The following is a 14,328-nucleotide window of genomic DNA, read 5'->3' as shown; positions in this document are numbered from 1 at the left end:
GATCCTCAAACATCATTAAAACCACTGGCCAAAGCGTTTGATATAAAAGCGTTTCATGCCTTGCGCCACCAGACAGTAGCTCAATAATGTCGCCACCAACCACGGGAAGTAGCTCAGCGGCAGCGGCTCCAGTCCAACCATCGCGCCCAGAGGTGAGAATGGAATATAAATGCCTATCGCCATAATCAAGCCGGTCGTCAATAATACCGGCAACGTCGCCCGACTTTGGATAAACGGTATTTTCTGCGTCCTTAGCATATGCACGACCAGTGTCTGCGAGAGCAGACCCTCAATAAACCAGCCGGACTGAAAGAGCGCCTGCGCCTCTACGTTATTAGCCGCAAAAACGTACCACATCAGCGCAAAGGTTGTGATATCGAAAATAGAAGACGTTGGGCCAATCCATAGCATAAAACGACCAATATTTTTCGCGTCCCATTTCCGCGGCTTACGCAGGAACTCTTTATCCATTTTGTCCCACGGCAACGACAACTGCGAAATATCGTACATCAAATTCTGGATCAACAGATGAATCGCCAGCATCGGCAGAAACGGAATAAACGCGCTGGCTACTAGTACCGAAAAAACATTGCCGAAATTAGAGCTGGCGGTCATATTCAGATATTTAATGATATTGCCAAAGGTTTCCCGCCCTTTGATAACGCCTTCCTCAAGCACCATGAGATCTTTTTCCAGCAGAATAATATCTGATGACTCTTTAGCAATATCGGCGGCGCTATCGACGGAAATCCCCACATCCGCATCACGAAGCGCGGGCGCGTCGTTGATCCCATCTCCAAGAAAACCAACGGTATGACCATTTTTCTGTAGCGCTTGCAAAATACGCGTTTTTTGTAACGGCGTCAGCCGGGCGAATACTGCGCGTTTCTCCACTTCAGACGCCAGTTCGGCATCCGACATCGCCTCAACCTGGGTTCCGGTCAGGATATCGTGCGTATCAATACCCACTTCCAGACAGATACGCGCCGTCACGACCGGATTATCGCCGGTGAGGACTTTGACCGCCACGCCGTTATCCCGCAACGCGGCAATAGCTTTTCCGGCGCTCTCTTTCGGCGGATCGAGAAAAGTGAGCATCCCTTCGATGGTAAGTTCGGTCTCATCCTCCACACTTAATGTCGGATTGTTCCCGGAACCATCCAGCTTACGTGTCGCTATCAGCAATACACGGAATCCCTGAGCATTGTAATCTTCGGTTTTCGCCAGCAGCAGCTCGCGGCGTGTTTCCGTCAGCGCCACCACACGATCGCCTTCGCGAAGATGGGTGGCTACCATCATCATCTCTTCAACGGCGCCTTTACAGATCAGACATCTGTCTCCATGCTGCGCATCCTCCACCAGGACCGATACCCGGCGACGTACAAAGTCGAATGGCAGTTCATCGCGTTTAATGAAGCGCGCTTTTGTCGATGGTGCGATTCGATCCTCGCCAAAACGCAGTATGGCGCGATCCATCACATTCCGGGCGCCGCTCTGGCTGCTACTATTCAGCCAGGCCAGCATCAATACCCGGCTGCTTTTTACACCGCTCACATCCAGATGATGCTCCAGAAAAATATTGTCCTGGGTTAAGGTGCCGGTTTTATCTGTACACAGCACATCCATCGCGCCGAAGTTTTGAATAGCGTTCAGGCGCTTGACGATCACTTTGCGCCGCGACATCGCAATCGCGCCTTTTGCCAGGTTGGAACTGACAATCATGGGCAACATTTCCGGCGTCAACCCAACCGCAACCGCCAGCGCGAACAGCGAAGCCTCTACCCAGTCTCCCTTACTGAAACCATTGATCAGCAGGACAACCGGCACCATGATCAGCATAAAGCGTATCAACAGCCAGCTCACGCTGTTGACTCCGCGATCGAAAGCCGTCTGGGTACGCGTACCCACAATGGATTTCGCCAGCGAGCCGAACCAGGTACGGCTTCCCGTCGCGACCACGACCGCTTGCGCTCTGCCGCTGGTTACATTGGTTCCCATCAGACAGATATTGCCCAAATCTAACAGGCTCTTATCTTTGTCAGGCAATTGCTCGCTGTCTTTACCTGCCACATCAGCCATAACATCGTATTTTTCTACGGGTAATGATTCACCACTAAGAATTGACTGGCTGATAAAGAGATCGCGCGACGCCAGCAGACGGACGTCGGCGGGCACCAGATCGCCTGCGGCCAGAAAAACCACATCGCCCGGCACCAGTTCTTCAATGGGAATCTCTTCCTGCACCGCGCCTATATTGCCCGGCCCACGACGCAACACCGTGGCGGTGGTGCGCACCATCTTTTTCAGCGCCTGTGCTGCTCTGTTAGTGCGAAACTCCTGCCAGAAACGCAATAACCCGCTCAAACTGACCATCGTCAGAATAATCAGCACGCCGGTGAGATCGGTCTCTTCGCCACGGCGTAACGGGAGCCAGTAATCCGTGATGAAACTGACCCCTGCCAGTGCCATCAGAACGTAAATAAACGGGTTATTGAATGCCTGCAAAAGCTGAACCAGCACCGGAGGAACTTGCTCATGCGCCACTTCATTGCGCCCATACACTTTCAACCGTTCGCTGGCCTCTTCTATCGTGAGGCCCTGACGATGGCTGTTCAGCCGCGCCAGTGTCTCCTCCGGGCTATGAAAAGCTTCCGCTTCGATCGGAAATACTTTTTTATGCTGCTTATCATTTTCTGACGCCGGGCGATTGAGTTTCCGGTTTTCAATGTTCATGTCAGTCATGATGAATCCCCAAAATTAAGGTGTAGTGTTTCCTGCATATCACGCCCAGGGAATAGCAAACTCACGATTTGAAGGTGAATGCCCCGGGAGAATTATCTATGCATAAAAAAGGTTATTGCTTACTCACTATTTTGAGTGGGTTTTATTTTATCGACTCGGGAATATCCATCATTCCCTCCTTATACGCCTGGCGTAATGTTGAAATTGAATAAAAAACTATTATTGACTATCAATGCTCCAGTGAATTGCGGTGATATTATCGTTATCACCTATTCTGGATATAATCAGTTCTCGCGTTTTACGATAATCAGCATGACCCACGAGCTCGGCACGAATTTCTTTATAGCCCTGTTCCTGAGCGGGGACCGAACCTAACCCTTGTAAACAGATCGCGGCCTCTTTTACGATATTCAGTAACCACTGACGAACCGCGCTCTCATCTTCTTTATTACAGGTTACTTTCAGGATATAACGTTTTTCTTCCTCAGCGGATATCGGGAGTTGATTTATACGCTGCGCCGCTTCACGCAATAAAATATTGGCGCAAAGAATAATGATCGTCGCCGCCAGCGCATTTTTGAACTGCCCTAAGCCGCATAACACGCCGATGCCCGCCGAACACCATAGCGTTGCCGCAGTGTTCAGTCCGCGCACATTCATCCCTTCGCGCATGATGACGCCCGCCCCCAGAAAGCCAATACCAGAGACAATCTGCGCCGCAATTCTCCCGGGGCTGTCTGGCGATGTCGTCATGGAGCTCAGAATAAAAACGGCGGCGCCTGTCGCCACCAGCGCATTAGTGCGTAATCCCGCCATACGTTGACGCCATTGTCTTTCCGCGCCAATCAGCGCGCCCAACAGCATAGCGGCCAGTAAATTCAAAATATAAGGAAACATTAACATACGTTCCTCCATTTTTTCTGGAAGAATAAGTACGTGCTATATTTAGCACACGACAAATTTCTGCCCTGAGGCAATTAGCGTCGTGTTAACGGCGGAGGAAATAAAGCGTGTTTAAACATGAACATGACGATTACCTCGCGACAATGCGCGTGTTGTAACATTATTGGGATGACAATCGTCACAAGGGGAGATTGCTGCCCACCGGTTCGGCAAGCAGCGCAGGAATAGCGTGCGTTAACTTGCCAGATGATTTACGTAAAAGTGACTGTCCAACATATTACTCCTGCATGAATTTGCGCTTATTATAGTCAGTCAATATGTTCTGTAAAGTGCAAAGGCGGGGATAGTGACGATTTGTTTAAGTTTGTTTGATATTTTCTATGACAAAAAAATGACAATATTATGTCAATAACAGGCTCGTCTGAAATCATTAAACAATAAATTCCTGCTTAATGCCGGCGATAGCTCTGTTATGATGCCTGCACGTAAAAAAATAAAACAACATGACGAGGAAAAAATGGGTTCCACCAGAAAAGGGATGCTAAACGTCCTGATTGCCGCCGTATTGTGGGGGAGTTCAGGCGTTTGCGCGCAGTACATCATGGAGCAAAGCCGTATGTCGTCACAGTTCCTGACGATGATACGTTTGTTATTCGCCGGGCTGATACTGGTGACATTCTCCTTTATGCACGGCGATAAGATATTTTCAATTCTTAAAAACCGCAAAGATGCACTGAGTCTGCTGATTTTCTCCGTGGTGGGCGCGCTCACCGTTCAGCTAACCTTCCTGCTCACGATAGAAAAATCCAATGCCGCCACCGCGACAGTGCTGCAATTTTTATCGCCGACCATTATTGTCGCGTGGTTTGCATTAGCGCGAAGAACACGACCAGGCATTCTGGTCTTAACCGCCATTCTTACATCGCTTATCGGCACCTTTTTACTGGTGACTCACGGCAATCCAACATCGCTGTCGATCTCTTCAGGCGCGCTGTTCTGGGGTATCGCCTCCGCATTTGCCGCCGCCTTTTATACGACCTGGCCTTCCAGGCTAATCGCCCAATACGGCACGCTGCCAGTGGTCGGCTGGAGTATGTCCTTTGGCGGCCTTATTCTGCTGCCCTTCTACGCTAAAGAAGGAACGCACTTTGCGGTGAGCGGCAGCCTGATTCTGGCCTTTTTCTACCTGGTGGTGATCGGAACGTCGCTGACGTTCAGCCTGTATTTGAAAGGCGCGCAACTGATTGGTGGCCCCAAAGCCAGCATTTTAAGCTGCGCGGAACCGTTAAGCAGCGCCCTGCTGTCGCTACTGCTGTTGGGGATTAGTTTTACCTTGCCGGACTGGCTGGGCACGCTGCTCATTCTCTCGTCAGTGATTCTGATCTCCCTCGATTCCCGTCGACGCGCGCGGGCCGCTTAACGCCGTTGATAATCACGATGACCGGGCGGAAGAGGGAAAAGTTTAATGGCGCTTTGCCTTAATCTCTTCGTCAGAAAGCCCGGTAATCATCAGTACCATCTCTCGCTCGATCCCCTGTTCCAGCATCGTATGCGCAATACGCAAGGCTTCCTCCTGCTTACCTTGATGTATACCTTGCTGTATGCCTTGTTGCACGCCTTCACGCTTACCTTTTCTGCGCCCCGATTCACGTATTCTGTCTACGATCGTCATTAATCTCTCCTTGTGTTGGGGAACACGACGCGCCACCTCGCGGATAAACTTGCCAAAACGAGGCGTGCTGCCATGCTGTATTAGCAAATAATTAAACAGCGCTTTTAGCTGACTGTCATTAGCGTTTCCCGTAATCAGAAGTACCGCTAAGCGCTCGACCAATCCCATCAGGTCGCGCTGACGTATATGCTTTTGTACCAGCTCCAGCATCGCGATACGTCGATGCTGCATAATCTCGTTATCCGGCACCACTGTAATGTCTACCAGTGGAAATGCCGTCGCATAAAGCTGACGCGCCAGTGCAGGATCGTCAAACTCATCCAGCCAGCACAGCGAAAAGGGATACGGGCTTTTCGCGCCATGGTAAAACAGCATGGGAATCACCAGCGGTAACGTTTTATGGCCAGCATCCAGATGGCGCTGCATCGCGGCAGTCGCGTAACGCATTAACCGAAACGCCATATGCGCGTCCGGCGTACTCTGATGCTCTATAACGACATAGATATAACCGTCGCCTTCACACGTTTTTAGCGACCAAAGGACGTCGGAATAAAACGCGCGTAAATTTTTCTCGATAAAACTGTCCGGCGCCAGTTTTAACGTCGTCAGATCGCAACGTATTCTTAGCGAATGGGGAAGATGAATATTGAGAAAATCCCGCGCGGTATCCGGATGGCGTAAAAACGTTTTGAATACCGCATCATGAGGCGTGGACGTGGGGCTTTTTTTCATGGCGATCCGTCACCTGAGGAATAAGATGACGCCACTGTACTCGCCAAAAATACAGACAGCATTCAGGAAAATTTAACCCTGCGAGGAGGCTCGAAAGGGAATCACTGACGGCTGCAATACGTACATTTTTTGCCCAGCCTGCTACGCATTATCGCCCGGTAGCGTAACGCTAACCGGGCCTACAAATACACGTCATCTGTAGGCCCGGTAAACGTAGCGCTCTTCGGCGATAAATCTCACACCAGCGCTTTGACTATCTCCATCAACCGAATGACGTCTTCGGGGCGCGTATTGCCGGTTTGCGGATCGATAATCGAGCTGTAAACATGCGGCATGACGCGCGGCACGCCTGCTTCCAGACAGGTTTGCAGGATAATACCGAAATTATCCAGTGAGATACCGCCGGTCGGCTCGATAAGCGTCATGCCGTGGCGGGCAGCGGTTGTCGCCAGCGCATAGAGTTCCGGTAACGACTTTTCGCCGCCCATCGGGAAAAACTTCGCCGCATGTGCGCCCATATCCTGCATCATGCGTACCGCCGCTTCACAGGAAACGCGGGCTGGCGTTCCCTGGCTGCTGCTGACGCCGGTAGAAATCACCACCTCGCCAGGCGTTCCCGTCGGGCTGACCAGCGCGTTGATATGCGTTTGCTCGCCGCCCGTCGCCGCCAGCGCGCCCGCCGCGAAGCCGCTGCCGGTAAAGGTCTGGTTGACATGGGCCGGGTGAGTATGGGCGGCAATCATCGCCGCTTTGTAGTACTGCGCCGGGTCGCCTGCGCCCAGACCCACTGAGATAGACGGCACCTCCGCCATCCAGCGTTTCACCTCCGGCACGCCCTCTTCTACCGTAGCGAACTGCGCGGAAAGTACGCCAATGACCGCATGGCCTTCGGCGGCTTCATAGATAGCCTTCGCGTTGGCGATATCCTTTGCCAGTACGTTAATCGCTACCCGCTGACGATAAAAATTAATCTGCTGCATGTTCTGCAATCTCCCTGAGTCGCGCCACAATCAATGCCATTTCCCCTTCGGCTACCGTGCGTGGATCGAGGCTAAAAACCCCCTGATGAAGCTGATATTTGCGGGCGTAAATCGCTATCTCGCCGCCGCGCAACTGCGCTTCGACGTCCTGCGCGTTCAGCCCCAATTCAGATGCGTTCACCCGCACACGAATACGCCAGATTGCACGCCCGGCCTCATCCTGTTCGATATCGGCATAAAGCCCATGGATGGCGGAAATCGCTTCCGCGACCGGCTGTAACTGTGCTGCGGTCACGGTCGTCTGGCCCTGGTGGTAATTCTCCAGCGCATACACCAGCCCAACCATGTTTTCCTTGCCGATTTTCATCGCCCTGGCAATCCCCTGGTGCTGCGCTTTGCAGGCGGCAATCCACGTTTTCCTACCAGTGATAAAGCCAGAGGTTGGCGCATTAAAGGCTTTCGCGCCGCTATAGATAACCATATCCGCGCCGCTCGCCACCCAGCCGCGCAAATCCTCTTCCGCCGCGGCATCGACAATCAACGGCAGGTGGTTGGCCTGCGCCACCTGTACAAAATCGTCAATGCTCAACATGCCTTTCTGTACGCAATGGTGTGATTTCACATACAGTAGCGCGGCGGTCTTTTCGTTAATGGCGCTTTCCAGTTGCCAGCGGGCCGCCAGATTGCTCGACCCCACTTCCACTATGCGCCCGCCGCCAAGACGAATGGCACTGGTGACTGGCGCGCCATAGTCCACATTATGCCCGCGCAGCATCACTACCTCATTGGCCATACCGCTACTGTCCGGCATCAGGGCGACGCGCGCCCGATCGCCGTGGGTGATAGCGGCAGCGACGGCAATGGCAATACCCGCCGAGGCGCACGAGGTGATATAGCTATCTTCAGCCCCCGTATAGCGCGATACCAGTTCGCCGGTTTTTTCCACCAGCGCGTCAATCTCGACGAAAGCGGAAGCCGCGCGCGCGGTGGCCTGCATGACCTCCGGCGCGACGCTTGAGACGCCCAGAATGGTCATTTTGCCGCAGGCGTTAATGACCTTTTTCAACCCCAGTTGTTGATAGATATTCGGCGTCATGATTTACAGCACTCCCAACAACGAACAGACTATGCTCAGTGCGACAATCGACAGTAAAATGGTGGTGTAGCGCGGCCCTTTTTTTACCAGATAGAAGTAGATGGCGAATACCGCCGCCAGTGGCAGTAAGCCCGGCGCGATAGAGTCGAGGATCTGCTGAACCACCACTTCAGATCCTTTCAAAGCGCTAATTTTTAACGGCGTGGTGATTTTGACGTAGCTGGCGGAAAGCGCGCCCATCATGATCAAACCCAGCACGTTGGCCCCGTAGATCAGTTCTTTGATTCGCCCCCCTTGCAGCAGGCCGATAATCGAATCACGCCCCAGCGTATACCCCTTGTGGACCATGCCGTAGCTGATCGCCAGGGTGATCGCCGGGTAGAGAATCAGCGGGATAATACCGCCCATCGCGCTGCCATTTGCCGCGAACGGAATAAAGATCGCTATCAACAGCGGCATCACCGCCGCCCAGATAATCGAGTCGCCCATCCCGGCAAGCGGCCCCATCAGGCCCGTTTTAATGCCGGTGATAGACGAGTCGTTAATCGGCTCGCCGCGCGTTTTTTGTTCTTCCATGGCAATAGAGATGCCCTGAATCACCGCGCCGAAAGTCTGCTCGGAATTAAAGAAGTTAAGGTGGCGTTTTAGCGCTTCTACCTGCTCCTCTTTTTGCGGGTAGAGTTTTTTGATGATCGGCGTCATCGAGGCGCAGAAAATCAGGCTTTGTAAGCGCTCATAGGAGCTGGAAACCTCGGCGCCCAGCCAGTAGATAAACCAGGCTTTGGTGATGTCTGCTTTGGTCAGCGCCCCGCTTTCCCGCGCGCGCTCAACCAGTTCATGTTGCATTACGTCACTGCTCATCATGCTGCTCCTTCATTTTTCGCCAGGCCTTTAATCAGGAAGGCGACACAGGTGCCGAAGATGGCCATCGCCATGATGTCGACCTTGAGGTACAACACCGCGAAGAACCCGCCGATAAACCACGGCAACAGGCTCTTTTTACCGATCACCATAATGGTGATGGCAAAGCCCAGCGCCGGCAGAATGCCGCCCATGATTTCAAAGGAGTGGGTTAACCAGTGCGGCATCAGTTTAAGGAAACTTTCCACCACATCCTGGCCAAAGTAGTTAGCGGCAAAGACCACCGGGAAGCGCAGCACCAGCCCCAGCAATGCCGGGTAAAGAAAGGCGCAACGCATGATGCCCGCCATGTTTGCCGTTTCCGCGTGTTTATCCGCCATATGCACCCAGGCGGCGTTCAGCGTGCGCCTCAGCTGATCGAGAAACACGCCAATCACGCCAAACGGGATTGCCAGCGCGATCGCCAGGTTTGGGTCCATACCGGCCTTCACCGCGATAGGAATGGAGATACAGGCCGCCAGCGCCGGGTCCGACGGCACGTTGCCGCCCGGCGTTGAGGTCACGCCCAAATAAACGAGCTGCATCCCTGCGCCGATAATCATCGCGGTCTGCATGTTGCCAAGCAAAAGCCCGACAAATACCGCGATCACCACCGGTTGTAACAACATCGCGGAGAAGGTGTAGCCGAGGCGTAAACGGGCAAACCAGTAATACAACCCCATCAGGCTTGCAAAAAGTAAGGTATCCATAATGTTATCCTATACACTTCATCCTTCAGGCTGCCTCATTGTTGGCTGCCTTCGCTCACCCCAGTCACTTACTTTAGTAAGCTCCAGGGGATTCACTCAGTTGCCGCCTCGATGCATCCAGAATGATTTTGTGTCTATTAAAGGGTTAGAATTTTTTCAGGATATCGTCGAGCGGCTGCGGCTTATCTTCCGGGATGGTCTGGAAAAATACCTGAACGCCACGGTTTTTCAGGTCGTTAAGAATGCCGACGTCTTTTTCATCCAGCGTAATATTCTGAAAAACCGCCTTGCGGTTTGGCCCGCCGCCGAGACCGCCAACCTGAATGCGGGTAACGTCAAAGCCCAGTTGTATGGCGTCCTGCACCGCCGCCAGTGAGGGAAAAAGCACCAGCACGTTACCGTCGCCAAGCTGATTTTCTTTCCATGCGGCGGCAAAACTTTGGTTGCCGAAGCAATCCACTTTGATATTTGGCGGCGCGGCCATCAGGTAGATATTTTTCATAAACGGATCGGCATCCAGTTCATCACTCACAACGGCTATCCGGTTCGCCTGAGATTGTCCGACCCACTTCGTGACAACCTGCCCATGAATGAGACGGCTGTCGATGCGGCATAAAACGATATTGGCCATGATGTTTTCCTTAGAGTGATTGTTGTAGCTGACGTACATGGGCGACCACATCCAGGCAGCTACTGCGCCCGGCCTCAACTAACTCATCCACGCAGGCGGTTAGCATCCCTTGTTCGCGCCTGTCCAGCGCCTCCAGCAGTAGCGACGCATTCAGTCCGGCAATCACCGCCACCGGATAATCGGCGCTTAGTCGCGCCGCGACGTTGGACGTCGTGCCGCCGACAAAATCCGTCAGGATCAGCGAGCCTTCCGGCAGCGTTTTCACCACGGCCTCGACGCGTTGATAAAACTCGCCCAGCGTATCGACAGGCATTAGCGCGATTTCCGTCACGCCTTTAATTTCGCCCGTGACCATACGCAGGCTGTTGCAAAGCGGTTGTCCCCAGCCGCCATGCGTCAGCAGCAGGATGTGGGGCAACGGTTGTGTGGTAGTCAAAATGGCCTCCTGGCGCAATTACATGAGGACACCGGCATATATTGCCCGGTGGCACTGCGCTTACCGGGCCTACAGGACACTCCCGGTAGGCCGGATAAGGCGTTTACGCCGCTATCCGGCATAACGCATCATCAGAAGAGCAAAGGTTGTGCCAGAATTTGTGTCACGCGAGGAAGAAGAAAGGTCTGGCGAGGCGCGAAGCCCCGCCAGTAAAAGGATTAGCTATAGAGCAGTTCGTAGATATAAAAATATTCCGCATCCGATAAACGGATGGCGTAGGCGTCTTCGATCGGCAGAAAAGCGGATTTGATGACACTAAACGCGCGCGCGTCCAGATTCGGCTGACTTTCCAGCGCCATCTGTAACGGTTTTCGGTTAATCACAATACGCTCTACCATACAGCAGCAGTGGATCAGGAAGCGCAGTGTCACCTGGCGGCTTGGTTTCAGGGAAAGCGAAGACGTCAGATGGTTAAAAACGCCCTCCATCTCTTTCAGAATACGCTGCGGGTTAAGCACAGAAATATGGTTGATGATGCTCTCCATCGTTAGCGCGCTGATAAAGCGCATCGCGCTGCGCTCCATCTCCAGACGGCGTTCAGCGTTGGACAGATCGGGCGTTAACAGGCTCAACACCAGTTCCGGCCCTTGTTCGGAGAAAAGCTCTTCCAGCGAAATAAACGGAATATCCGGCAACCCCGGCTGGAAAGTGCCGACAATCCCCGCCAGCCGCTCGCTGGCATTCAATGCCTGCTGAACGCGCTCCAGACTACGTACCTCGTTATAATCAAGGATCACCATCCTGGTGTCCTGCGACATCAGTTCGCCAAAGCTCTCCTCCAGCACCTTTTTGATTTTTTCCGCCGTTCCCATGCCGGTAATACAGGAGATGACCAGCACTTTGCCGCCGTTCTCCTGCTGCGGCGTACAAAGCTGGCAGGGGATATTTTTACTCTGCAGGAGCGCCGTCAGCTGTGGTAAGTCGCTGGTTTCATAGCTTAAATCCAGCCCGACTTCCAGTAGACTGGTCAGCGTGATGTTCGGCATGAGCAAAACATCTATCTGGAATAACTTACTGATCGTACTGCCGAAATGGATTAATGAACCGATGTCCACCAACAGGATAAGCCGCCGATATTGGCGGGTTTGAATCATTTGGGTCAGCGTTTCCAGCGTGTCATGCACCGACTGTTCAAACGGCATGTCGATGGCGCTGAACAGCTCGCGCTCCAGCACGCGGTTGACATATTGCGCCTGACTGGTGGCGGTGGTCGCGCCGTGGGCGATCAAAATGACCCCGCAGTCGGGGCTGGCATCGATGCGCTGACGATAATGGCGGCACTCTTTCAGGAACAGGCATAGCCAGACCACTTCCGTCGCCGGACACTGAATATGCAGCAGTTCGTTGATTTTCCGACACAGCAGCGTGGCGTTGTCATATTCGTCTTTGCAGCGATCCAGGATCAAACTGGAAGAGTAAAGCTGCGGGATCAGGCCGCGCTGCACGTAGCCTATCAGCGCCAGGAAGTGTTTACGCAGTGGGTTAACCAGATTTTCCGGCAGCGAAAATCCCAACACCTGCTCTACGCAGCCAATCAGCAGCGTCACGCGCTCTTCAATCTGGTCGCCATAGCGCGGCGGATGCGCCACGCTGTCGCGGCTGTAGAGACCGTATTCAAAAATCGAGCTGAGTTTATTTTTCAGGATCGCCAGCGTCTCCGCCGGGGGGACGTTACTGTTGCGCAAATTAACATATTCGCGCGTCAGGAAGCTGTAAAAGAGGTCGCTCTCTTCAATTTCCGCCCCGGTCGCCAGCGACGTCTTCAATGCGGGCAGCGTGCGCGCGTCTATATTTAGCCGCGCTTTACCGTCAAACAGAGTATCCACCAATAGACGCTGTTCCGGCGTCGGGTTAACCGACATCTCCGCCAGCCGCTTATCCAGCTGTAGCGTGTCGTTATGCTCGGTCATTCCCGATGCCCACGCCTGAGCGCAAAGAAACTGAATATCGCTTTTTAGCTGACCGATATTGCCTTCCAGGGGTTTATTCAGCAACCAGAGCAACAACGGTTTATCAATGCTGACCGTACGTTCTATTTTGCGGCTTTCCCGCTGTAAGAACCCCACGATCATTTCGATCTGTTCTTCAACGGAGCGCTGGCGAATGCCCGGCAAATCAATACATACCTGAATACGCCGCTGGAAAGTACGTAACAGCGCCGACCCGACCGGCTCGGTAGTGGCGCAAATCAGGCGTACCGAAATTGATCGCGGCTGGCTGCTCACGCCAAGCGGACGGTACTCGCCTTTATCCAGAATAGAGAACAGCTTTTCCTGCCCTTCATAAGACAGACGGTGCACCTCGTCCAGCAGCAGATAACCACCGTCCGCCTGCTCCACGAGGCCTGTTTTATGTTCATTCGCGCCGGTAAACGCCCCCTGCCGATGACCAAACAGATGCGAGGAGAGCAGTTCCGGGTTATGGGCGTATTCCGCGCAGTTAAAGTAGACCAGCGGCGGGATAGCGCCGCTCGCCTGTTCACAGGCGAAACGGTGCATCAGTTCCGCAAAAAAGGTTTTACCGACGCCGGACGGTCCGGTAAGCAGAACGTGTAAACCGTGCGGATAGAGCACCGCCGCACGGCCTTTTTCTACCGCATCGCGCAGGCTGCGATCGTAACCAATCAGGCTGGTAAACGGATCGTCGGGCGCGTAATGCTCTTCATGCGGCAGCACATCCGCCACCGACCGCACCTCGCGTTCAGACTCTTCCAGCTGACGTCCCAGCAACGTTTCCAGCGCCTGGCGATGCAAAAAATAGACCGGGCGGCCACGGCTTTTGATTGCCAGCCCGTCATTCCATAACTGATTGAGATCTTTGCTGACGGAGTTACGTGCCAGCCCAAGATTGAAACCTATCGCCTCCGCCGTAAACGCCGTCTCCTGCGCCAAATCGGCAAGGTATAGCCCGCGCGTCAGCCGTTCCAGCTCTCCCAGTACGATCTCAATACGTCTCATTACACTACCGCTTACGAAATAAAAGAGTAGTCAGAACATACACTATTCTGCCACGCAAGAAAGTGAAGGCGCAGCGAGAAACCGCCTTCCCACTTTTGCCTGACTTCAACGCCAACGGGTAGCACGCCCCGATGAGTGAACGTCGCACGGTCTACACTTACTCTTGAAAAAGTGCAAACCGATAAGGATACCGTTTATGAAACGAAAAACGCTTCTGCTTATTGCCGCGCTTGTCGCGCTACCTGGCGTCACGTATGCCGACTCTCCGTTTAGCTCACTCCAGTCGGTGCATGAAAAAAATACGATTTTAAAGGATTTGCGCAAAATGTGTACGCCCAAAGGCACGCTAACCGATGAAGCCTGGGAGAAAAAAATCATGGCGAGCGAGGGGAACCAGCAGCATATTCGGGAGGCGATGATCGCGATAGAGCGCAACAATCAGCATAACTACTGGCAGGCTCTCGGCAAGGTGGAATGCCCGGAGATGTAGCACCGCTTTTCCGCTTTTT

General features: G+C 53.3%; 12 protein-coding genes. 2 read left to right on the top strand and 10 right to left on the bottom strand.

From position 1 onward, the window contains the following. Window positions 1–15: 15 nt before the first annotated feature. Entirely contained in the window at window positions 16–2,742 is a 2,727-nt protein-coding gene (gene mgtA / locus ABVM99_RS20730) for a magnesium-translocating P-type ATPase (RefSeq protein ID WP_023195520.1), read from the bottom strand. Window positions 2,743–2,961: 219 nt separating this feature from the next. After that, window positions 2,962–3,657, bottom strand: a complete 696-nt coding sequence (locus tag ABVM99_RS20725) for an MgtC family protein (protein WP_000392692.1) — start codon at window positions 3,655–3,657, stop codon at window positions 2,962–2,964. 505 nt (window positions 3,658–4,162) lie between these two features. Here ABVM99_RS20725 and ABVM99_RS20720 point away from each other — a divergent pair. Further along, entirely contained in the window at window positions 4,163–5,065 is a 903-nt protein-coding gene (locus tag ABVM99_RS20720; protein ID WP_000535970.1) for an EamA family transporter, read from the top strand. A gap of 42 nt (window positions 5,066–5,107) precedes the next feature. On the opposite strand, the gene ABVM99_RS20715 is transcribed toward ABVM99_RS20720, so the two are convergent. The 8 genes from ABVM99_RS20715 to dagR all read right to left on the bottom strand — a co-directional run bounded on the left by ABVM99_RS20715 (window position 5,108) and on the right by dagR (window position 13,819). Next, window positions 5,108–6,049: an Rpn family recombination-promoting nuclease/putative transposase gene (locus ABVM99_RS20715; RefSeq protein WP_000749540.1), complete on the bottom strand. Its 942-nt coding sequence runs from the start codon at window positions 6,047–6,049 to the stop codon at window positions 5,108–5,110. Between the two features lie 236 nt (window positions 6,050–6,285). After that, complete coding sequence (locus tag ABVM99_RS20710; RefSeq protein ID WP_001186147.1) at window positions 6,286–7,029, bottom strand: 2-dehydro-3-deoxy-phosphogluconate aldolase; 744 nt, start codon at window positions 7,027–7,029, stop codon at window positions 6,286–6,288. Beyond that, complete coding sequence (dgaE, locus tag ABVM99_RS20705) at window positions 7,016–8,125, bottom strand: D-glucosaminate-6-phosphate ammonia lyase (protein ID WP_000188460.1); 1,110 nt, start codon at window positions 8,123–8,125, stop codon at window positions 7,016–7,018. Before dgaE ends, ABVM99_RS20710 begins: the two co-directional genes overlap by 14 nt. A 3-nt stretch (window positions 8,126–8,128) precedes the next feature. Continuing rightward, window positions 8,129–8,989 carry a PTS system mannose/fructose/sorbose family transporter subunit IID gene (locus ABVM99_RS20700; RefSeq protein ID WP_001526325.1) on the bottom strand — a complete coding sequence of 287 codons (861 nt, stop codon included), beginning with the start codon at window positions 8,987–8,989 and terminating at the stop codon, window positions 8,129–8,131. Next, window positions 8,986–9,735 (bottom strand): PTS sugar transporter subunit IIC, encoded by a 750-nt coding sequence (locus ABVM99_RS20695; protein ID WP_000380259.1) that lies wholly within the window; start codon window positions 9,733–9,735, stop codon window positions 8,986–8,988. Before ABVM99_RS20695 ends, ABVM99_RS20700 begins: the two co-directional genes overlap by 4 nt. Before the next feature lie 145 nt (window positions 9,736–9,880). Next, window positions 9,881–10,366, bottom strand: coding sequence for a PTS system mannose/fructose/N-acetylgalactosamine-transporter subunit IIB (locus ABVM99_RS20690; RefSeq protein ID WP_001284295.1), 486 nt, complete (start codon window positions 10,364–10,366; stop codon window positions 9,881–9,883). Between the two features lie 10 nt (window positions 10,367–10,376). Next, entirely contained in the window at window positions 10,377–10,802 is a 426-nt protein-coding gene (locus ABVM99_RS20685) for a PTS sugar transporter subunit IIA (RefSeq protein WP_000214106.1), read from the bottom strand. Between the two features lie 218 nt (window positions 10,803–11,020). Then, entirely contained in the window at window positions 11,021–13,819 is a 2,799-nt protein-coding gene (gene dagR / locus ABVM99_RS20680; protein ID WP_023195522.1) for a transcriptional regulator DagR, read from the bottom strand. Window positions 13,820–14,015: 196 nt separating this feature from the next. Here dagR and ABVM99_RS20675 point away from each other — a divergent pair, with 196 nt between their 5' ends. After that, window positions 14,016–14,309 carry a YicS family protein gene (locus ABVM99_RS20675; RefSeq protein WP_023195523.1) on the top strand — a complete coding sequence of 98 codons (294 nt, stop codon included), beginning with the start codon at window positions 14,016–14,018 and terminating at the stop codon, window positions 14,307–14,309. Window positions 14,310–14,328 lie beyond the last annotated feature (19 nt).

This window comes from Salmonella sp. SJTUF15591, assembly GCF_043356435.1.
In the GTDB taxonomy this organism is placed as follows: Bacteria; Pseudomonadota; Gammaproteobacteria; order Enterobacterales; family Enterobacteriaceae; genus Salmonella; species Salmonella enterica.
This window is presented reverse-complemented; position numbering and strand designations above follow the sequence as displayed.